17 protein-coding genes and 2 pseudogenes are annotated in these 21,085 nt (G+C 58.5%); 3 read left to right on the top strand and 16 right to left on the bottom strand.

Annotation, left to right across the window (positions count from 1 at the left end; translation table 11 throughout):
* Positions 1–847: pseudogene (tnpC, locus tag PUT78_RS19190) on the bottom strand (IS66 family transposase); the annotation flags it as partial.
* Between the two features lie 104 nt (positions 848–951).
* Here tnpC and PUT78_RS19195 point away from each other — a divergent pair.
* Positions 952–1,119 carry a hypothetical protein gene (locus PUT78_RS19195; protein ID WP_420793527.1) on the top strand — a complete coding sequence of 56 codons (168 nt, stop codon included), beginning with the start codon at positions 952–954 and terminating at the stop codon, positions 1,117–1,119.
* Between the two features lie 242 nt (positions 1,120–1,361).
* Here PUT78_RS19195 and PUT78_RS19200 read toward each other — a convergent pair whose 3' ends face one another.
* From PUT78_RS19200 to PUT78_RS19235, 8 genes are all read right to left on the bottom strand, one after another.
* Positions 1,362–2,864, bottom strand: a complete 1,503-nt coding sequence (locus PUT78_RS19200; RefSeq protein WP_274353885.1) for an ABC transporter substrate-binding protein — start codon at positions 2,862–2,864, stop codon at positions 1,362–1,364.
* Positions 2,865–3,227: 363 nt separating this feature from the next.
* Positions 3,228–4,889, bottom strand: coding sequence for a glycoside hydrolase family 3 protein (locus tag PUT78_RS19205; protein WP_274353886.1), 1,662 nt, complete (start codon positions 4,887–4,889; stop codon positions 3,228–3,230).
* Positions 4,890–4,905: 16 nt separating this feature from the next.
* Positions 4,906–5,850, bottom strand: a complete 945-nt coding sequence (locus tag PUT78_RS19210; protein ID WP_274353887.1) for a formylglycine-generating enzyme family protein — start codon at positions 5,848–5,850, stop codon at positions 4,906–4,908.
* The gene (locus PUT78_RS19215; protein WP_274353888.1) at positions 5,847–7,436 is read right to left on the bottom strand and encodes a sulfatase family protein; all 1,590 of its coding nucleotides are present in this window, start codon (positions 7,434–7,436) and stop codon (positions 5,847–5,849) included. Before PUT78_RS19215 ends, PUT78_RS19210 begins: the two co-directional genes overlap by 4 nt.
* 45 nt (positions 7,437–7,481) lie before the next feature.
* Positions 7,482–9,266: a sulfatase gene (locus PUT78_RS19220; RefSeq protein ID WP_274353889.1), complete on the bottom strand. Its 1,785-nt coding sequence runs from the start codon at positions 9,264–9,266 to the stop codon at positions 7,482–7,484.
* A gap of 2 nt (positions 9,267–9,268) precedes the next feature.
* Positions 9,269–10,084, bottom strand: a complete 816-nt coding sequence (locus PUT78_RS19225; RefSeq protein WP_274353890.1) for an ATP-binding cassette domain-containing protein — start codon at positions 10,082–10,084, stop codon at positions 9,269–9,271.
* Complete coding sequence (locus PUT78_RS19230; protein ID WP_274353891.1) at positions 10,081–11,856, bottom strand: dipeptide/oligopeptide/nickel ABC transporter permease/ATP-binding protein; 1,776 nt, start codon at positions 11,854–11,856, stop codon at positions 10,081–10,083. Before PUT78_RS19230 ends, PUT78_RS19225 begins: the two co-directional genes overlap by 4 nt.
* Positions 11,853–12,794 carry an ABC transporter permease gene (locus PUT78_RS19235; protein ID WP_274353892.1) on the bottom strand — a complete coding sequence of 314 codons (942 nt, stop codon included), beginning with the start codon at positions 12,792–12,794 and terminating at the stop codon, positions 11,853–11,855. The genes PUT78_RS19230 and PUT78_RS19235 overlap by 4 nt, the downstream gene beginning before the upstream one ends.
* A gap of 190 nt (positions 12,795–12,984) precedes the next feature.
* Between PUT78_RS19235 and PUT78_RS19240 the strand changes: the two genes are divergently transcribed.
* Complete coding sequence (locus PUT78_RS19240; protein WP_274353893.1) at positions 12,985–13,923, top strand: LysR family transcriptional regulator; 939 nt, start codon at positions 12,985–12,987, stop codon at positions 13,921–13,923.
* Between the two features lie 74 nt (positions 13,924–13,997).
* Here PUT78_RS19240 and PUT78_RS19245 read toward each other — a convergent pair whose 3' ends face one another.
* From PUT78_RS19245 to PUT78_RS19255, 3 genes and pseudogenes are all read right to left on the bottom strand, one after another.
* Positions 13,998–14,912 (bottom strand): alpha/beta hydrolase, encoded by a 915-nt coding sequence (locus PUT78_RS19245; protein ID WP_274353894.1) that lies wholly within the window; start codon positions 14,910–14,912, stop codon positions 13,998–14,000.
* 102 nt (positions 14,913–15,014) lie between these two features.
* Positions 15,015–15,401, bottom strand: a pseudogene (locus PUT78_RS19250) (carbohydrate ABC transporter permease); the annotation flags it as partial.
* Between the two features lie 70 nt (positions 15,402–15,471).
* Complete coding sequence (locus PUT78_RS19255; protein ID WP_274353895.1) at positions 15,472–16,254, bottom strand: DeoR/GlpR family DNA-binding transcription regulator; 783 nt, start codon at positions 16,252–16,254, stop codon at positions 15,472–15,474.
* 259 nt (positions 16,255–16,513) lie between these two features.
* Here PUT78_RS19255 and PUT78_RS19260 point away from each other — a divergent pair, with 259 nt between their 5' ends.
* Entirely contained in the window at positions 16,514–17,398 is an 885-nt protein-coding gene (locus PUT78_RS19260) for an HAD-IIA family hydrolase (protein ID WP_274353896.1), read from the top strand.
* A gap of 162 nt (positions 17,399–17,560) precedes the next feature.
* On the opposite strand, the gene PUT78_RS19265 is transcribed toward PUT78_RS19260, so the two are convergent.
* From PUT78_RS19265 to PUT78_RS19280, 4 genes are all read right to left on the bottom strand, one after another.
* Positions 17,561–18,484, bottom strand: a complete 924-nt coding sequence (locus tag PUT78_RS19265; RefSeq protein ID WP_274353897.1) for a hypothetical protein — start codon at positions 18,482–18,484, stop codon at positions 17,561–17,563.
* Between the two features lie 85 nt (positions 18,485–18,569).
* Positions 18,570–18,968 (bottom strand): hypothetical protein, encoded by a 399-nt coding sequence (locus PUT78_RS19270; protein ID WP_274353898.1) that lies wholly within the window; start codon positions 18,966–18,968, stop codon positions 18,570–18,572.
* A gap of 99 nt (positions 18,969–19,067) precedes the next feature.
* Positions 19,068–20,021 carry a response regulator gene (locus PUT78_RS19275; RefSeq protein ID WP_274353899.1) on the bottom strand — a complete coding sequence of 318 codons (954 nt, stop codon included), beginning with the start codon at positions 20,019–20,021 and terminating at the stop codon, positions 19,068–19,070.
* 18 nt (positions 20,022–20,039) lie between these two features.
* Positions 20,040–21,085 (bottom strand): sensor histidine kinase (locus PUT78_RS19280; protein ID WP_274353900.1); only part of this gene is annotated, 1,046 nt, incomplete at its 5' end.

Raw genomic sequence — 21,085 nt, forward strand, 5'->3', positions numbered from 1 at the left:
TCAGGCAGCCTGAGCCATATATCGGGCCTTCCAGTTCCAGGGCAACAATTCCTGCACGCGCGATACGGGCGTATCCGGCAACCGCGCGAGGACATCGGCCATCCATGCCTGCGGGTCGATGTCGTTCATTTTTGCCGTCATGATGAGGTATACATGAAGGCTGTCCGGTCGCCACCGCGCTCGGATCTTGCAAAAAGCCATGATTTTCTACCCAATGCGATGCCTCTGAGGGCGCGCTCGGCCGCATTATTCGTCAGGCAGATCCGTCCATCATCAAGAAAGCGAGTGAATGCCTCCCAGCGGCCTTTCTCCTCGAACATGTAGTTGATGGCCTTGACGACCGGGTTGTGCTTCGACATCCGGGCCCGCTCCGCCCTCATCCAGTCATGCAGGTCATTGACCATCGGCGCTACCCGCTGCTGCCGGGCTTCATGACGCGCCTCGGAAGTCAGACCAGTGATCTCACACTCGACATCAAAGATAGCGTCGAAGCGTTTGACGGCTTCCAGCGCCATGGGCGATATATTTTCGGCCACCTTTTTTGCCCTTACGGGCTGTGGCTTTGATGTCGGCCAACTCAAAGAACTTGCGCCTGGCATGCGACCAGCATAGCGCGCTCAAAACTGGGGCTGGTTTATGCTGGGCGCTGTAGACGCTGTTATAGCCGCCATAGGCATCGGCTTGCAGGATGCCGGTCCCGCCCGCCAAGTGTTGGTTGGGATGCTCCATTCGCCTGTCCTGTAGAGAAGTAATAGAGGGCTGCAGGTGGCGCTCCGCCCCCGAACGGACGGTCATCACGCACATAGATCCACAGCCGCGCGGAACGGCGTGGAACGGGGCTGGTGGTTGGCTGATCTTCTCGCATGCCCCCAGCCGCCTTCTCGCTGAGCAAGGAGCCCCAGACCAATGTCGCGCGCTATGATGGGTTGCGGGTCCAGAAAGGAGTGCGAGATGCGTCATAATCGTGCTGGAGCTGCCATCGTCCTCATGCTGCGCAGCCTGAAGATGCCGGGCATGGCGCTGGCCGTACAAGACCTACTTGAGCAGGGGTTGCCTGCTTTCGAGGCGGCCATGCCCGGGATATCGGAGCTCTTCAAGCGTCCGGCGGAAGTGTTGTGATGGAATTTGTGGCACGGAAAGATCCAGACAGTCCCCCGTTTTGGCCTTCTGACAAGATGCGACAACACTCTTTATAAAGTAGCGCAAATCTTTGCAGACAAACTGCGCACTGCAGCGTCAAAATATTTTGCGCAGGTAAGCGGGAGAGGGCAGAACCTGTGGGTCATGCTGCAATGGAAAAGGGGCGGTCACACTCGTAACCGCCCCATGTTCCGCCCAGGGAGAAAGAAGACGGAACGACGCTATTGCTGTCGGGCGTAATTGCGCAGGAACGGCACAACATTCCCCGATTGCGGCTGCACATCTACCGAACTGTTGGTGTGGTAGATGTTATCGGGCCTGTACCATGGCGCGAACCATGCATTTTCGACCAGATAGGTGTTGATCTCCTGATAGATTGCAGGTTGATCATCTACGGCAGCATACTGCACCTTGTCGACCAGCCTCAGCAGCTCGGTATCCTCATACCCGACCGGGTTCCACGGGGAGTCGGGTCGCGCGAACTTGTTCATCTCGGCCCAGTCACCCTGATAACCGAAGGGCAGAATGAAAATCGCATACCGCCCGGATCGCAGGTCAGGAATGGTCATGTTGGGCGCAATGGACGCCCATTGAACCGCAACCCCGATTTCGGCAAGTTGCTGTTCGATGACGGGGTTGATATTGGCCATGGACGCAAGCGCAGGCATGGTTACCGAAAACCCGTCAGGAAAGCCGGCCTCTGCCAGCAACGCGCGGGCACCTTCGGGGTCATAAGAATACCGCCCGTTCAACTCCTCGCGATAGGACTGGGCCGTATCGGGAAATATCTGGTTGGTCAGGCTGCCATATCCCAACTGGAAATATTGCAGGATCGCGGCGGAATCGAAGGCCATGTTGATGGCTTGGCGCACCCGCACATCAGCCAGCGCCGGAACGATCTTGCCGCCACGGTCAGCAATGGTCAGGCCCATCCAGTTGACCGGGTTCGTATGCGTATCCAGATTGTTGGCCTGTGCATCAGCGACAGTGCCTGCCTCTCCCAGACCCGCATCCACCTGTCCCGATTTTAGCGCATTCAGCCGCGCAACAAGATCATTGATCGGCGTGATCGTGACACGTTCAAACGGGAACGCATCGGGGTTCCAATAGTCAGGATTGCGGGCATAGACATATTGTCTGCCGCCAACGGATGCGTCCGGATCATAGATATATGGCCCCGATCCGACCGGGTTGACCGAAGCCCCCTCGGTTCCCAGCGTTGCAGGACTTGCCACTGCCCCCGCGACCGAACTGAGGTTCTGCAACAAACTTGGGTCCGGTTCGTTGAGATGCAGGCGCAGTTCGGTGGGCGAAAGAACCTCGATCTCGCTGATCGGGCGGGCCATGAAACTGTTCTGCCCACTGCCTTCACGCAGATATTCAAGATTCGCCTTGACCGCATCTGCATCCAGCGGCGCGCCATCGGTAAAAGTCACGCCTTCGCGCAGGGTCAGGGTCAGTATGTCGTTACTGTCATTATACATGTATTCGGTGGCAAGGTTCGGTGCCACCGTACCATCTGGCTCCTGCACCAGCAGGGTATCAAAGACGGGTTGCCAGAATTGAATCTGGTTTGCGATCATCAACTGGGCGCGGTCAAAGCTGTTATTGTCCAGCAATGCGGCCAGAGCCAGCGTGTCGTCGTCATTCGGCACCTGTGCCGCGACGGGAACTGCCGCTGATGCAGCCATCAGCGCAGTCAACGCGACCAAAGTCTTGCGCATTTTTCATCCTCCCTATGCCGACGGGGCTATCCCGGTCGGCGGATTGTATGAAAGCTCCTCGTCTTTCATGCTGGCGGAAATTAGCACCCGCATTTATAAATTAGAAATGCAACTTTTCGACACACCTATCAGCCCATGTTATACCTGCGCGCTCATGACAATTCGTCTTTATCCACTGACTGGTGACACGACGGGCGGCCTGAACATACCGCGCGCGAAAGCATTGGCGCCCTGTCTAGGCACGCGCATCCGCCTTCGCGCGGTCGACACCCTGCCATGACCGGGACATTTCCCGGCATGGCGATGGGGTCTGCATAACAATGTGGTCAGCAACGAATGGACGACATGCCGCGACGACGCGCGTCAGAACCTTGCATCGGGCAGGCCGCAGAACGGATCGATGGGGTTGCTTGCCGTGAATTTCCCGCTGCCTGTCATCAGTGCAACCACTGCTTCCTGCATCGCATCCAGTGTGCAATAGGCATTGATACAGGTCGGCACGCGCGGGGCGTCATACAGGTAATAGGGGTAGCCGAATGAAATCAATGCAGTGGGAATATCATGCCAGTGACGCTGCATCGATGCGCCAAAATCCCCGCCAAGTTTGGCCCAGTCCAGAAAAATGCGCCCGCGTGTCAGCAAGGTTTCTTCGCCAAACAGGTAAAGCATAAGGTCATACTTGTCGGGAGACACCAGCGTTCCGGGTTCATACATTGTCACGTCGAAACCCTTGTCAGCCAACAGTCCGGGTAGGACCATCGGTGCGGGCGCACCGTGCAGGGGGCTGACAATGCCGCCCGAACAGATCAGCACACGCCTGTGGCTTTCGGGCGAGATCGGGAACAGGTTCTTTGTGTCCTTGACCAGCGTGGGTGCTGCTGCAATGGCCGCGTCGGCCAGCCGCGCCGCCGCAGGTGTGGCCAGCGCGAAGCGCGCATCCGGTCCCGCCTGCCGGTGCAGGTTCAACGATGCCTTCAGCGCCAGAATGCGCGTGACGGCATCATCCAGCCGCGCCTGCGAAATCGTGCCGTCCCTAACCGCTGCCAGCACGGCGTCCATGTCATCCTCGGGGGTGCGGGAAAACAAGATCATGTCACAGCCCCCGGCAATGATCTGCACCTTGCCATCGCGCAGCGGCATCCATGCCCCCAGCCCGGCCATTTCGCTGGCATCGGACACGATTAACCCGTCGAACCCCAATTCTCCGCGCAAAAGGTCTATATTCAGCCGCCGGTTGACCGATGCCGGGCAGAACGCGTCAACGCCCAGATCAGGTTCTTGCGCCTGCATATAGGCGGGCAGCGCGATATGGGCCGACATGACGCATTTCACCCCCGCCGCAATGGACGCACGGTAAAGGCGGCCGAAACTGGCGTCCCATTCCGGCATGGTTTGCGGGTTGATGGTTGTCACCAGATGCTGATCGCGGTCATCATAGCCTTCGCCCGGCCAATGCTTGACCGTCGCGGCGACCCCTAGGTCCTGAAAGGCCGCGATCTGGGTCAACGCATGACGTTCGATCGTGCCGACATCGGACCCGAAACTGCGGGTTGCAACGATCGGGCTGCGAAACGCGGCGTTGATATCTATAACCGGGGTGAACGACCAGTTGACGCCGATGGCGCGGGCTTCTTCCGCCATGATCCGCGCGATATCGCGCGTTGTCGCAAGGTCATCAATCGCGGCAAGGGCAAGCGGGTTGGGCACCTGCGTTCCGAAAGGCAGGCTCATCCTGGAACCTTCAAGATCGGCGCTGACCAGCAGCGGAATATCCGCATCGGCCTGAAGCTCCGCAATCCTGTCACGTTCCGCCGCCCCGTCAGGGCCGAAAAACCGGGTGATGCCGCCGGGGCGAAGCTGCTTGATCCGCGCCTGCTCCTCCGCGTCATCCCCGCGCGAAATCAGCACGAAAAGCTGCGCGACCTTTTCTTTCAGCGTCATTGAATCGCGTGTCAGCGCAACCCAGTGGCGCGCGGCACCATTCAGGTTGAAAGGCGCGCCTGTCAGAAAGTCCCGCTTCGGCATGGTCAAATTTGTCCCTTTACCTGATATCATAAGCCACCCGAAAACCGGTATTCGACCCGGCACTATCGGGGGTCATCGCCATGCGCGCAGCAATCCGGTATCGGTAGCAATAAGTGATGTGGCACAGAAAAGACCCGCCCTTCAGCACCTTTTCGGCATATCGTCTGGAATGCGCATTGCGCAGTTTCGCGGCCTTGGAAACCGACCGGATGCGAAACGGATCGCCAGTCCATTCCCAGACATTCCCGCACATCGCATAGAAGCCCGCGCCATAGGGTCCGAAACTGCGCGCGGGCGCAGTGCGCGCATAGCCGTCCCGGCAGGTATTCACGGATGGGAAACGGCCCTGCCAGATGTTGCAGAAGATGTTGTCGTCATCATCCGGCTCGGTATCGCCCCAAGGGAACCGCTTGCGCACAGTACCATCGCGCGCGGCATGTTCCCATTCCGCTTCCGACGGCAGGCGACCGTCCACCCAGCGGGCGAACGCATTGGCATCATTCCACGACACCTGAACGACGGGATGGTCCATGCGGTTCGCAACCGATGATCCCGGCCCTTCGGGTTGCCGCCAGTGCGCGCCGTCAATCTTGTGCCACCATGGCAGTTGTGACCCCACGCGCGTTGCGGCATCCAGATGCGCGCGGTCGCCAAAGAACACCGCCGACCAGCCAAAGCGCTCTGCCTCGGTCACATAGCCGGTTGCATCGACGAATTCGGCGAAACGCGCGTTGGTCACTGTCGTTGCCTCCAGCGCGTAATCGGCAAGCGTCACGGCCCGTTCCGGCCCCTCGCCATCGTGCGGAATGGCAGGCCGATGGGTGCCGACGAAGGTTTTGCCACCGGTAACCTGCACAGCGTCCTGCGGCGCGCCACCCCCCGGTGCGACGACGGACTGGTCAGTCGCCAGTGCTACAGCACACGGCTGCGACGGGCGTGATGGACCGCAACAAGACGTCATGGCCCAGGCGCGGTCCGATGTGAAGCAGTAGACGACAACCCGGCGCGGATGGTCGCGCTGTCATGTTCGGGCAGATCCCCGATCTCCTGCATCTTCGTGTCCAGGCGGTCCAGCATCGCGGCAAATATATCCTGATAATCAGGGTTGTCAGCCAGATTGTTCAACTCAAACTGGTCGGTCGCGCAGTCGAACAATTCCCATTCAGGCGGGGCATCATTGGGCCGCGCACCAAGCTGGCCCAGATCCTTGTTATACCAGTAGATCAGCTTGTAACGCGCATCGCGCACGCCATAATGGGCATATGCTTCATGGATGCCATCATTATGCATCCAGTAGCGGTGATAGGCCAGATTGTCCCAGTCATCGGGCGTGTTGCCTTCCAGAACCGGACGCATCGAACGTCCCTGCATATAGCTGGGAACAGGCAGGCCCGCATAGTCAAGAAATGTCGGCGCAAAATCGACATTGCATGAAATCGCGTCGCTGGTTGTCCCCGCCTTGATGCCCGCAGGATAGCGGATAAGGAAGGGCATCTGCAAGGATTCCTCATACATGAAGCGCTTGTCGAACCACCCATGTTCACCAAGGAAAAACCCCTGATCCGAGGTGTAGATAACAATGGTATTTTCGGCCAGCCCGGTTTCATCCAGATAATCAAGCAGACGGCCCACGTTCTCATCAATCGACTGCACGGTACGCAGATAGCGCTTCATGAAGCGCTGATATTTGAACTCGGCAAAAGCCTGCGGGTCATCAAAGGTGAAATTCCGTCCGGTATCAGCGCAAATCACGGTAATCTCTTCGCCCGGTTGCAGGTCTGGCACCTTGCGCATGTTCAGATGGCCCACATCCCACATCAACTCTCCTGCAGTATCCGCACCGCCTGATGGCTGAACAAGGCCCAGATCGTCATAGATCATGTCGGACCTGATGCGCATCTTCGCCGCAGCCGCTGCGGCCGCCCGGTTGGAATAGTCATCGTTGAAGGTTGCGGGCAGCGGTATGTCTTCGTCTTCCCAAAGGTGCTGGTGTTTCGGGTGCGGCTCGAAACACCGGTGGGGTGCCTTGTGGTGGCACATCACGAAAAAGGGCTGATCCCCTGATTGCGCGATGAAATCAATGCTCATGTCGGTGATCAGATCTGTGGCATAGCCCGGATACCGCTTGCGCCCCTCTGGTGTGATCATGGCCGGATCAAAATAGTCGCCCTGCCCCGGCAACACGCACCATTCATCAAAGCCGGTAGGGGCATGTGCCGCACCTTCGCCCAAATGCCATTTGCCGAACATGCCGGTGCGATACCCGCCCTGCCGCAGGTGCTTGGCAACATGGGGCAGCCGGTTGTCCAGCCCGGTAAACAGCGTCGTGACACAGTTGACGTGGTTATAGGTGCCCGTAAGTATCGCGGCACGGCTGGGCGTGCAGATCGAATTTGTCACATAGGTCCGGTCATGCCGCAAGCCTTCGTTCGCCAGACGGTCAAGATTGGGCGTGGAATTCAACCCCCCACCATAGGCAGAGATTGCGCGCGCGGCGTGATCATCGCTCATGATGAAGATGATGTTGGGGCGTGATGGTTGGGTCATAGCTGTGGTATCTTTCGTTCTTGGTGATTTCTGGTGCGCGGGCGCTCAGGCAGGCAGTTTGCCCTGCAACGCCGCTTCCAGCTGTTCCAGACCCTCTCGGCCCAGATCAGGCCAGATGCCCGCCAGTTCAATCAGTGTCTTTTCCGACAGCAGCCGGGGCAGTTCCGCAGATTTCAGACGCGGCAGCACCTCGGTCACCACGTTGCGCGTTTCGGGGTCGGCCATCAAGGTGCGCAGCGGTGCCGTGCCGATGATCGCGCCGGGGGCGAAATCGCTTACCCGCAGGGCAGTGCGCTGCCCGGCCTCGACCAGATCCCACTGCGCCTGAACCATCAGATGCGCGGGTCCGACAGCCCCTTCGGCAGGCAGCCCCAGACGTTCATACTGGCAGGGCGGGGCGTCATTGGCGCGCATCAGATCAACCAGCAACCCTGCCATCCGCAATTCCAGCGCCGGGTCGTCCAGCGGCTGCTGTTGGTCGGGATCGGTTTCAAGGTCATACAGCAATGTGCCATATTCCCAGGGCCCCCGGATTGTCCAACCGGGCATGCGCATGACGGGAACGCCCTTGGTAAAGGAAAACCCCGCGACCAGTTCCACCGCAGCAAATTCCTGCGGTTCGAACCGTGACCGCATATGCGTGGGCATCAGCGTGTGTTCATAAAGGGGCGTGTTGGTCGCAGTTGCGGATGACCGCATATAGACATACCGCCCGTCGGTCACGCTGACATGACCACCAAAATTGCCGAACAACGCGCCCTCATGCACCGGCGTATCCTGTGCGACACTGTCTGCAAGGGCCCGCCCCATCATGTCGGGCGTTGGTTCCAGCCCGAAAAAGTCCAGCAGCGTGGGCGCAATGTCAATGGTCTGAACTAGTGCCGAGCGCCGCTTTCCCGCCACCTTCGTGCGGGGGTCCCAAATGAAAAACGGTGTGTGGATTGTCTCGTCATACCAAGGCATCACGGATTTGCCCCACCAGCCCTTTTCACCCAGCATGTAGCCATGGTCGGTGCAGACGATCAGCATGGTGTCGTCCCACATGTCGCGGGTGTCCATCGCATCCAGCACCCGACCCAGATTGTGGTCGCACATCGACAGCAGGGCCAGATAACGGTTGCGCGCGTGCTCCACCTGGTCTGCAGATTGCGTGACACGGGCATAGGGCGGCCAGTCAAAATCCGGCGCGGCGTCGAATCCCGCGTCAGTGTCGGGATAAAGCTTGTGGTAGTGGTCGTAGCTGAAGAACGGCTCATGCGGATCGAATGTTTCGATCTGAAGCATCCAGTTGTCCTGCTTGGCATTCGTGGCGATAAATTCCAGACCGGCATCGAAGGTCTGGGTCTGGCTATGGCCATCCTCTTGCGACATCGCCCGGCGGTTGACCTGATCCTGCGTGACCATGCGGTAATGAATATCGCCCAGCCGGGCGTGGTCCAGGCCGTTCAGATCGGCCTTCCACAGATCGCCTTCCTGCCCGCGCAGAAATTCATAGCTGGAATAGCGATTGTGATAGGTGGCACCGCCATCTTCCCAGTAATGCTGATGGTCGGTCACCAAATGGGTATAGACGCCGTTGTGCTTCAGCATTTCTGGCATGGAATCGTCAAAAGGTTCAATCGGTCCCCAGGACCGATGCAGGAAGTTGTAACGCCCGGTATGCAGTTCACGGCGCGCGGGCATACAAGGCATGGAACCCGCATAGCAATTGTCAAACGTTGCGCTGCGCTGTGCCAGACGTTCAAAATTCGGCGCGTGAACGCCCTTGCCACCATACGGCGGCAGCATGCGGCGGTTCAGGCTGTCATACATTACAATGATGGCACGCATGATCAGTTGCCCTTTTCAAGGGCCTGAAACGCCGCGCGGCGTTCAGCCTGTCTGATCGGGTCGGCAACCGGTGCAGCCAGTAGCAGGCGGCGTGTATAGTCATGCGCGGGGCGGGCCGTTACCTGATCGCATTCGCCGAATTCAACGATTTCACCACTGCGCATCACAGCCACCCGGTGCGAGATATGACGCACCACCGACAGGTCATGCGACACAAACAGATAGGCGACACCAGTGCGTTCCTGAATCTCGATAAACAGATCGAGGACACGCGCCTGCGTTGATAGATCAAGCGCAGAAACCGGCTCGTCGCAGACAATCAGCCGCGGCGACAGCGCAAGCGCGCGCGCAATAGCCACACGCTGTCGCTGGCCGCCAGAAAACTCGCGCGGGTAACGTTGCGCGGCATCGGTGGGCAGCGCCACCTGCTTCAGCAACTTGCGCACCTGCGCTGTCGCGTCCACGCGGGACGCGAGGCCCCGCGCAATCACCGGCTCGATCAGGATATCTTCGATCGTCATCGAAGGGTTGAGCGAACTGTAGGGGTCCTGAAACACAGCCTGAATGGCAGCGGCCTCGCCGGCGCGCGCACCGGGCGGGCACCCGGCAATATCGGTGCCATTGAACAGGATGCGGCCGGAACTGACCGGGCCAATCCCCAGAATGGCGCGGCCCAGCGTTGTCTTGCCCGAACCGCTTTCGCCCACAAGGCCCACGGTTTCACCGGGCCGGATGGTCAGGGATACGTTTTTCAGGACATGCAGCGCCCCGAAATGCGTGTTGACGTCAATGCAATCGACCAGAAGCTGCGGGTTCATGCTGTCACCTCTGGGTTGCGCGGTGCAACATAGCTGCGGACCGTGGTGTCATTCAGAACCGAACCCAGCAGCATTTTCGTATAGGGATGCGCTGGTTCCGCGAAAAGTTTTGTCACCTCCTGCATTTCGACCACGGCACCGTCCTTCATCACAGCCACCCTTTCGCAGCTATCAGCGACTACCCCGAAATTATGCGTGACAAGGATCATCGACATGCCGAATTCAGCCTGAAGGTTGCGCATCAGCTCGAGAACCTCTGCCTGAACGGTGACGTCCAGCGCAGTCGTCGGTTCATCCGCGATCAGCAGGTCGGGCTTGCACGAAACCGCACCTGCAATCAGCACCCGCTGCGCCATACCGCCCGAAATTTCATGCGGATAGGCACTGAACGTGCGCTTCGGGTCCGGCAGGCCCACCCGCGCCAGCAGTTCCAGCGCACGCGCCTTCGCTTCTGTCCGCGATATGCCCAAAACCGCCACCATCGGTTCGACAAGCTGATAGCCGATGCGGAAAACCGGATCGAGGTTGGACATCGGTTCCTGCGGGACATAGGCGATGCGCTTGCCGCGCAGCGGGCGCATTTCCTTTTCAGAGAAATGCGCCAGATCCTGACCATCAAACAATATCGACCCGGATAGCACGCGCCCGCCTTCGGACAAAAGCCCAAGAATGGCAAAGGCAGTCTGCGTCTTGCCCGACCCACTTTCGCCCACAAGGCCAAGCACCTCTCCGCGCCGAAGCGTCAATGACACACCGCGCACAACTTCCGTCCAGCCACCCTTGCCGGGATAGCCGACCACAAGATCGCGCACGTCCAGCAGCACATCATCATCGGGGCTGTCACCGCGCGGGTGCGAAGATGACGGGGCGGGTTTCGGCTTTGGTGTGGTGCCAGCCGTTACCCGGTCGCCCTGTTGCAGCCGGTCGCGGATGGCATTGGCCAGCAGCACAAAGGACGCAACCGTGACCGAAATGGCCAGTCCCGGCCACAGGATCGCCATGGGCGCGGTATACATATTGGCAAAGGCATTTTGCAGCATCCCGCCCCATGTTGGCGTCGCCGGATCACCCAGCCCCAAAAACTCCAGGCCGGCCTGAATGACAATCGCAATCCCCGCGACAATAGACGTCTGAATGACCAGCGGCGCGCGGATAACCCGCAAAACATGCCGCACGATGATGCGCAGGTCTGACAGGCCCGAAACGCGGGCGGCGTCAATATACAGCTCGTGCTTGACGCCATTGACAAGGTTGCGCGTCAGCCGGAAAAAGCTGGGCGACAGCATGATGCCGAAAACAATCATCGACAAATAGATCGACGCGCCAAGCGCCTGATAGAAGGCCAGCAGCACAATCAACGCAGGCAGCGCCATCAGCCCGTCCGACACCCAGCTTAGCACCACATCGCGGTTGCCGCCGAAGTAGCCCGCGATCAGGCCGGTCACCACCCCGATAAGCCCCGCCACGCCGACCGCCACGGCAGCGCCCGCCAGTGTGTTACGGCTGCCATAAATCAGCCGGGTCAGAATATCGCGCCCGGCCCCGTCGCCGCCCAACAAATAACCGTCGCCGGGCGGGGCATTCATCTTGAATATCTGAAGATCGCCGGGCGCATAGGGCGCAATGAACGGGGCAAAGGCCGCCACGCACAACACCGCAACCAGCATCACACAAGCCACCAGTCCAAGCGGGTTTGCAAGAACGGCGCGCGCGAAGGCGAAGCGCCCCTGTTTCGGCGACCGGGAAGTTGGTTCATTGGAAAAATCAGTCATTGCAGGCGTACCTTGGGGTTGACCCATGCATGGATGATGTCAATCGTGACATTGACGATCAAAACGATGATGATGGCAGCGACAACCACACCCATCAGCACGGGTATGTCGCCCGAAAGCGATGCCTGAACCGTCAACGACCCCAGACCCGGTATCGCAAAGACCCGCTCGATGATCGCCGCACCGCCCAGAAGGGCAATGAACTGCACCGATAGCACCGTCAGCGCAGCGGGCAGTGCATTGCGCAGCGCGTGACGTATCACCACCGAACCGGGGCCGACGCCGCGCGCGCGCAGGGTGCGAATATAGTCCTGACGCAGCGCATCCATGACAGCACCCCGTATCTGCTGAGAGGCAGAAGCGATACCCGACAGCACAATGGCTGTCACTGGCAGCGCCAGCGATGCCAGCCAACCCCCAGGTGAGGAGCTGAAGGGAACATAGCCTGTCGCGGGCAGCCAGCGCAGCGTTAGCGCGAAAATGACAACAAGGATCAGCCCCAGCCAGAAGTTCGGCATGGAAAAGCCTACGACGCTGATCACCTGTATCACCTTGTCAGCCCAACCGCCGCGCACTGCAGCGATCACCCCAAGCACCGCCGACACAATGCCAATCACCAAAATCGCCAGCGACACCATCGATAACGTGACAGGCAAGCGATGGAGCAGAATGGTAGATACACGCTCGCTTTGCAGCCATGATGTGCCCAGATCCCCCCTGACCGCTCCCGAAAGCCATTTCCCGTATTGAACATGCAACGGCTGGTCCAAACCAAGGCGCTGTTCGAGTGCAACGATCTGCGCGCTGGTTGCGTTTTCACCCAGAATGTTCTGCGCCACATTTTCCGTTGCGCCAAACAGCATCACGAATGTGATCGTCGTCACGATTGCCAGAAGCACAAGCCCCGAAGCAATCCGTTTGGCCAGATAGGTGATCATGCGGTCGTGCCCGCGCAGAATATGCTGTGCCGGGCAGGGTGTGCCCTGCCTGTAAATAATGTCATCGTCTCCCTCCCTGCGTTCCCGCGCCGCTTGCAGCTTCGGGGAATATGGTGCGTCTGTATCACTTGCTGTGATGCACTAAAAATGCAAAAAGACATCAGGATGATAAAGAGGATTAATCGCTAAGATGCTCGACCAGATTACCCACCTTTTCCGGCTGCGCACCATCCTTGCTGAAGGAAGCCTGCGCCGCGCAGCAGAAAAGCTGAATGTCACGCAGCCTGCGCTGTCGCGGTCGCTTGCACAGCTGGAAGCGCGGTTCGGTCAGCCTCTGGTCGAACGCCACGCGCGCGGTGTGGTTGCAACGGCCTTCGGCACGCGGGTGCTCGCAGTGTCCAACCGGATCGAGCGGTACTGGGAAATTGCCGAACATGAACTGACATCGGACCAGACGCAGTTCAAGATGCGGATGCGGATAGGCGCGGGGCCACTCTGGCGGTCAGGCATCCTGTCACCGATCTTTGTCGAGATGCAGAAACGCCATCCCGAACTGATCTTCGAGGTGGTCCCGCTTACGTTTGGAGAGACAGCGAAAGATCTGGCAGAGGCACGGCTTGACGTCGCATTCAGCGGTATGCTGAGCGGAAATCCGGGGGAAACCGGGAAATACAATCTGATCCGGCACAAGCTGGCAGAAATCAGCAACGAAATCATGGCGCGCGAGGATCATCCGATCTTTAATGATCTGGACAGCGATGCACTTGTCCGTCCCGCCGCCCTTCTTGATTACCCTTGGATCGTCTACACGGAATGGCCGATTTATGGCGAGATCACACAGCACATGATCTATGAACGGCTTGGTCGTAATGCCGATATCCGCATGTTGTGTCAGAACCTGCTTGTTACCCTGACCATGCTGCAACAAAGCGACAATCTATGTTTCCTGCCTGAATTCGCAATAAATTCAGCCCGCGCGCCCCGCGTTGTCCCGGTGCCCTTCACCCTGCATCCCCGACGCGCCGATGTGGGCATCGTGCACCGCAAGGAATTGTCAGACTGGGCACCGATGCAAACCCTGATCGACCTGAGTCAGGAACTGTTCAGCCGTAGAAACAAGAATGTATAAGGAAGGACAAGCGCCAAACCATTCGGGTGAGCTCCTTGTTTACAGCGCATGTTCAGGACCAAAGGCGCGCAGCCTCATTCTGCCTGCTGCAAATGCTGATCAAGAAACGCAATAACATCGGCGACAATGGGATCAGTACTTGCCCCGACAAAACAATGGTTCGCTCCCGCGACCGGCCTGAATTCCGCGGGCACACCAGATAGCTGCAACAGGTCGAACAACTCGCGCCCTTGCCCCGGCGGCACGACAAGGTCAGCGGTGCCATGCTGAATCAAACAAGGTGCTGCGTCAGCGGTGACCCAGGTTACTGGCGACGCCGCCCGCGCGGCGTCCGGGTTCGCAGAAATCGTCTGGCCAAGTAACCGTGATGACGCAGAGTCTGCAGCATCATGTGTAAAGGGCGACCCCGGAATACGCTGCGCATCCAGCGTCAGGAAATCGGTAATACCATACCAGCTGACGACCGCCTGAACCTTGCTGGTCGGTCCGGTCACGCCGACCTCGCCTTCAAATTCCGGCGGAGTATCCAGCCCCAGAAGTACCGCAAGATGCCCACCTGCGCTTTCGCCAATCACACCGATCCGCGCCGCATCTATGCCGAAACGGGCGGCGTGATGGCGCAGATAACGTATCGCGGCCTTCAGATCATGCAACTGTGTCGGAAACTTGCCCTCTGCGCTCAAACGATAGGACGCGCGGGCCACGGCATAGCCCGCGGCATGAAGCTTGTCGAAAAGTGCCATCGCTGCCAGATGCGGATGCTGCACATTGGGATGTCCGAACAGCCAGCCGCCGCCGTGAATATACACAACGACCGGCGCGGGCATGTCACCTGCTGGCACCGTAAGCTGCATTGTCAGGGCGCGGTAACCTTCGGGTTGGGCGAAATACAATTCCCGCCAGTTGCGACCGCCATCGGGAAGATGCGACATCCGCTCAAGGCAGATGTCAAGTTCGCGGGTTATGGAGATCTCGCGCTGCGTTTTCATCGATTCCTCCGACTATGCAGACTGACGGCATATCCCCGCCGCCAGCTTTCTGTCATACTGCAACGGGGTATTGCAACAGGGCGTTCCGGCGATGGAATGGTCGGAATTGATCAGGGCATTGACGGCCACAAAGATGGTTGTAGGCATCAACAGCGGCAGGACAATCCGGCGGGTATAGGTCCAGGGGCTGGCGCCTTCGATATCGGCGGCTTCCTTCAGGTCTGGCGGAATGGTTTGCAGAGCTGCCAGATAGATGATCATGAAGAACCCGGCTTCTTTCCAGATGGTCACGATAATCACCGCCCAAAGCGCGGTTTCCAGACGCCCCAGCCAGTTGACTGACGCGAACCCGAACAGCGCGCCGATCTGGTCCAGCACCCCAAGGCCCGGTGTATAGAAGAACAGCCAGATATTGGCCGCAGCAATCATTGGCAGGATGGTCGGCGTGAAAAACGCAGTGCGCACAAAACCACGCGCGGAATAGTCAGAGAAATATCTTCAACCCCAAGCTGGCCGTTCCAGCGCTTTTCAACGCTTTCGATACGAACGAAAGGGTCAGTCATTCCATCTCTCTTTCTTCTGAAAACACGATCCGATCGCCAAGATCTTCGATCAACGGCGCGAAGGTTGCGACGGGCGGCCGGTCGCAGATCACATGGTCCACCTCGGTGATGGCACAACCGATCGAGGGAGCATGGCGTCCGAATTTGCTGCGATCAATGACCAGAACCGATGTTTGGGCATTCTGCCGCATCCGTTCCGATGCGCGCACTTCGGCCTGATGAAATTCCGACAGGCCGCCATCGATATCCACGCCAGCGGTGCCGAAAATCGCATATTCAGCACGGTAGCGCCCAAAGAAGGATACCACGTCTTCACCGATGAAATCGCGATCCGGCAAGCGCAATTCTCCGCCCGGCAGGATAATCCTGTTCGAGACTTCCTCGCTCAGGGTCATTGCCGCACTCAGGTTATTCGTGATGACTGTCAGTTCGCGGCGGCGACGCAATGCGCGTGCCACACTCAGCGCGGTGGAGCCGATGGACAGAAACAGCGTTGCGCCGTCTGGGATCATGCTGGCCGCCACTTCGGCAATGGCGCGCTTGCCCACCAGATTGGTGCCCGCGCGCTGATCCAATGGGGTGTTCAGCCGATCTTCTGCCAGCTCAATGCGCCCATGGACGCGGCGCATCGCGCCATCATCGCATAAAGTGTCCAGATCACGCCTTATGGTCTGCATCGACACGCCCAGCATATCCGCCAGCGCGCCCACACTAATGCCGCCACGTTCCTGCACAACCTGCTGGATCAAGTAGCACCGTCTGATTTTCTTTGATGCCACGATAAACCTGTTACTTTGTTGTAGGCAGAGCAGACCTAAAACACCAAAGCAACAAAATTTGATGAGATAATACGCATATCCTACGATTTATGCTTAATTTCAGTAAACTTTATGACGATTATATCGTCATCCGACCGGAAAACGCGGTTCATGGCCAACCTACTTTGTCATTTTGTTGTTCTTTCATTTTATCTTGGTGCGCAACCGCTATAACGACAAACACAGCCTAACCAGCGAACGAAGACGGCCCATCGCGCGCATGAATGATGTATCAGACATTTTTAACCGCTACGAAGCGATCCGCCATCGCATGCCGCACGCGCGATTTGGCGCCGCCACCCGCAAGCTGGACTCGTTGCTGGACATTGCTGCGGATGCCGATGCGTTCGTGTTTGATGCCTATGGCGTTCTGAATATCGGCGAAACACCCATTTCCGGCGCAGCGCAGCGGCTGGACGAGTTGCGCGCAGCGGGCAAAGCCATTCGCATTCTGTCGAATGCAGCAAGCTACAGCCATCCAGCCGCCGTGGAAAAGTTTGCCAAGTTGGGCATAAGCGTAACCCCGAACGAGATTGTCACCAGCCGTGACGCGGCTATTTCCGGGCTTGGGTCCGGGCTTTGGGGCTGCATTACTGCCCCGCATGATGACCTTGCCGACATTGACGCCGACATTTGCAGACTTGATAAGAACCCGGAGGATTTCGACCGCGTTGAAAGCTTCCTGTTTCTTTCCTCGACGGCCTGGACGGACGACCATCAGGCCATTCTGACACAAAGCCTGCGCAACCGACCACGCCCGGTAATCGTTGCGAATGCCGATCTCGTTGCCCCGCGCGAAGGTGGTTTTTCCCTTGAGCCGGGCCATTATGCGCATCTGTTGGCGGATGCGGGTCTTGGACAAATGACTTTTTTCGGCAAACCCTTTCCGCAAGTTCACCAGATGATCGAAGCAACCTTGCCAGACACCCCGCCCGACCGGATTGTCATGTCCGGGGACACGCTTCATACGGACATTCTTGGCGCTGCGGCGCGCGGCTGGCGTACGGTTCTGGTCACCCGCGACGGGCTTTTTTCAGGCACAGATACCGAAGATTTTTGTCGCCGCAGTGCCATTTTCCCGAACTGGCGAACTGAAAGAATATAAGTTGACAAGCCACGGTCTGCACCTCTGATCTGGTGCTTAACCGAGGCTTGGCGGATATACGTGTTCAGGTCGGCATTGTTGGGACATCTGCGGGCTTCAAGCCCGGTCAAATCATGGACAAAATGGCCCTCGAAAACCGGCTTGGGCCGCAGGCACGCCACTTCATTCCGTTGCCTCCGTGCGTGGTGATTCAGCGCGTGATTTGAGCTTCTGAAACTTGCCCGACATACCTTCGAGCTTGGCATCCCATTCAGGGTTTGGGGTCTGCCCCTCGATGGTGCGGAAATAGGCTTGCAACAGACAGGCAACCGCCAGCGGCTCAAGCAAGGCCTGTTTGACGGACCATGCCAGAATAAAGGCGATCACGATCCCCATAGCCGACATTCCGCCGGGATACAGGTTGCTGATCAGCGCAGCAGGGGCCAGCATGATAAAGAACAAGGCCACCATCAGCCCATAGACAAATAGCGTGATCCACGCGGCATTTTTCAGCATGGGGCGGTAGTTCTGCGCATACAGCACCAGCGCCGCGCGCGCCGAGGCCCAAGGGTCGGTCGCGCGCGTACGCATGCCATAAGCAAGGATAACTTCATCAATAAAGCCCACCGCGACACGAAGAAATGCGCGCAGAATGGTAATAAGCTGGCGCACCCCCGGAATGGGAAGCAGGGTGAACACCCCACGGATCAGCCCGGTAACCGCGCGCAATACCCCCTTGATCAGTTGATCAATGGCGAACAATACGCTGGCCTCGCCAAAGCGTTCGCGTACCATCGCCTGTGCATGGCCGATCTGGCTCCGCCCGTCCGGCATCGGGCGGTCATCAATCAGTTCCACCATGACCGCGATATGCCCGGCCTTAACCATGTATAGGATGTATTCGCGCAGCCAATACATCACGATCAACACAATGCCAAAGCCCGTTAGTCCGCCAAAAAACGTGGCCGAGGCGCGAAAGCCGTCATCGCCAAGCGCGCCGATCCCCCAGCCAATGCCTGCGCCGGTGCCGGTAACCAGAACATAGGCCAGGGCCGCGCCGAAATAGACAGCCATGCGCAAAAGCACAAATGGCAGGGTTTGCATCATCAGGCTAATTCCGCGGCGAAATGAGAAGTCCCACATGGTTCATATCTTTCGTTTTAAATCAGTTGGTTGATGGCGCTGGTCCGAATCAGCGCAGGCGCGTCTTGATGTCTTGCTGCCACTGGCTGACAGCGTGCGGGCTCTCGCCCACAAGACGCCCGATGACACTTGGATTGGCCGCCATGAAGTCAGCAAGTGTCGTGATACCTTGCGATGTCAGCGCGCGCTGTTGTCGGGGGCTGAAATGATCCCCCGGAAACGCCTGTGTGAAATGATCGCCGGGGAACATGATCTTTCCGCTATGAGGAACACGCGCACTGCCAGTGCTTGTTTGTTCGCCCACAACCCCGTCGATCTGAAGTGCCCTGCTGTCGGTTTTGTTTGTTTGCGAAAGGGTTTGCACCCACACCTCTGAGGGGCCAGACCCGATCAGGGCAGATGCGGCCAGTGAAGTGGCGACCAGCTTTGGTAAGACATGATGTGACATCGGGATTTCCTGTTCATTTGGGCGGTGCGGCACCAACGATGCGCAGCTTTTCGCACTCTAGATGGAAATCCGGCATGTTGCCCCGTCCGAACAGGGGGGTCAGGCAGGGTGGCGCACAGGCAATGACAGCAACAGCGCCACAAGATCGGCCTGCCTGTGCGTGCCGGTCTTGGCAAAGACATTGCGCAGATGAAAGGCGATGGTGGTCCCGGCGACGTCAAGTTCCAGCGCAATTTCATCTGGTCGCAAACCGGATGCCAGATGCCGGGCAACTCGGGCCTCGGTCGGGGTCAGGTCGAACATCGCGCTTAGGGCGACAGATGACAGGGGGACCAGTGCATCCTGTCTTGTCAAAAAGGCCATGACCATCGCCGGGGCGCCTGTAACCGGCGCTGGCGGGCAGGCATGCAGTTGTGCAATGCAGGACGTGGTTTCATCCAGCAACAGTGATCTGACATCTTCGCGCCCGGCACGTGCCTGCGCCCCCAGCGCGTGGATCGACTTTGCCAGAGTGTCGCTGATCTCGGACCCTTTCTCCAAAAGGATTTGATCTGCGATTGCATTGGCCCTGATCAGCGTGCCGTCTGCCGTGAAGATCAGCACCCCAATTGTGAGGTTTTCCAGCAGATGCTGGCCTAGCCCCGCCACATGCGTGATGTTGGCCCGCGCCTGTGTGCTTTGGCGCAGCCGTGCCTCGATTGTGGACAAAAGCAGGTCATAATTTATGGGCTTTGTCAGATAGTCATCCGCGCCAGCGCGCTTGCCTCGGATGATGGCATCGGTCATGGACAGGGCCGACAGAAAGACAAGTGGCACATGTGCCAAATGCGAGTAGTCACGGCGCAGGCGCGCAAGCACGCCGTACCCATCCAATTCTGGCATCATTATGTCACATAACAACAGGTCGGGGTTACAATGCTGTAGGCTGGCAAGCAGTTCTGCACCATTGCGTGCCTCTTGCACACGGTAGCCTGCGGCTTGCAACTCGTCTGATATGTCGCGCAGCAGTTGCGGTTCATCCTCGCAACACAGGATCAGGGGTGGGTCAAGCATTGTATCTGTCCATCATTACTATGCCACAGGCAGCCAGAAGGTGAAAACCGAGCCCTTACCCGGCCACGTCTCGAAGCTGATATGCCCGCCTTGCAGATGCGCAAGGGCTTGCGCCAGCGCCAGCCCAAGCCCGGCCCCTTCCCGGTGTGTCTTGCCGCGAAAATAGCGATCGAACAGATGGGGTTGATCAAAGGCATCAATCCCATCGCCCTGATCAGTTATCGCGCAAGCCAATGCGTTGCCTTGCCGGAACAGGCGCAATTCTACGGGGAGGTCGGCATCACTGAACTTCAGTGCATTCGAGAGCAGGTTGTCTATGATATGGCCGACCAAATGCAGATCACCTTTCGCGGTCAAGGATCCATCGGCGCAAGATATGCGCAATTCCCGGTTTGGATGGCGGTTTTGCGCCTCGGCCACGGCTGAATGGAGAACTTGTTTCATGTCAAGCACCGCGAAATCGGCTTGCAACTGTTCATTATCAAGCCTCGCCAGCAACAGCACCGTATCGCTTAGGCGAATAAGGCGGCCAATCGCATCGCTCACCACCGCGCGCCGCTCGATCACATCATCTGCGGTCACGGCATCGCCCTTGCGTTCAAGCCGGTGCAATGCGCTGTCGATCAGGCTGAGAGGGGTGCGTAACTGGTGTGACACGATGGCGGCGAAATCCCGATACATCAGCGCGACATCCCTTTCCTGTTCCAGCAATTTGGTAGCGCGCAGGTTCTGGACATCGGCAAGATGCAACTGGCGCTGCTTGCGCAACAGTAGCCCAGAGATTGCTAGGGCGGCCAGAAATGCGGCCGTGACCGCTAGTATGACCAGTCGCTGGGTGCTGCGATAGGCATCAAGCCGCGCTGCAGCCCTGCTCCAATCCTCGATCATCACATCATTTGCGATGCGATTTATCTGCGGGTGCAGCCCCTCGGTCAGGCTAAAAAGTGCCTGATGCTGCTGCTTGCCATGCCCAAGAACCTGTGGGTCCAGTTCCAGCAGGGCAGTTGCCATATCGTTGACGGTTTGCAGATGCCCGATCTCATCCAGATATCGCGCCTGCGGCC

This window comes from Roseinatronobacter alkalisoli (assembly GCF_028745735.1).
Taxonomy (GTDB): Bacteria; Pseudomonadota; Alphaproteobacteria; order Rhodobacterales; family Rhodobacteraceae; genus Roseinatronobacter; species Roseinatronobacter alkalisoli.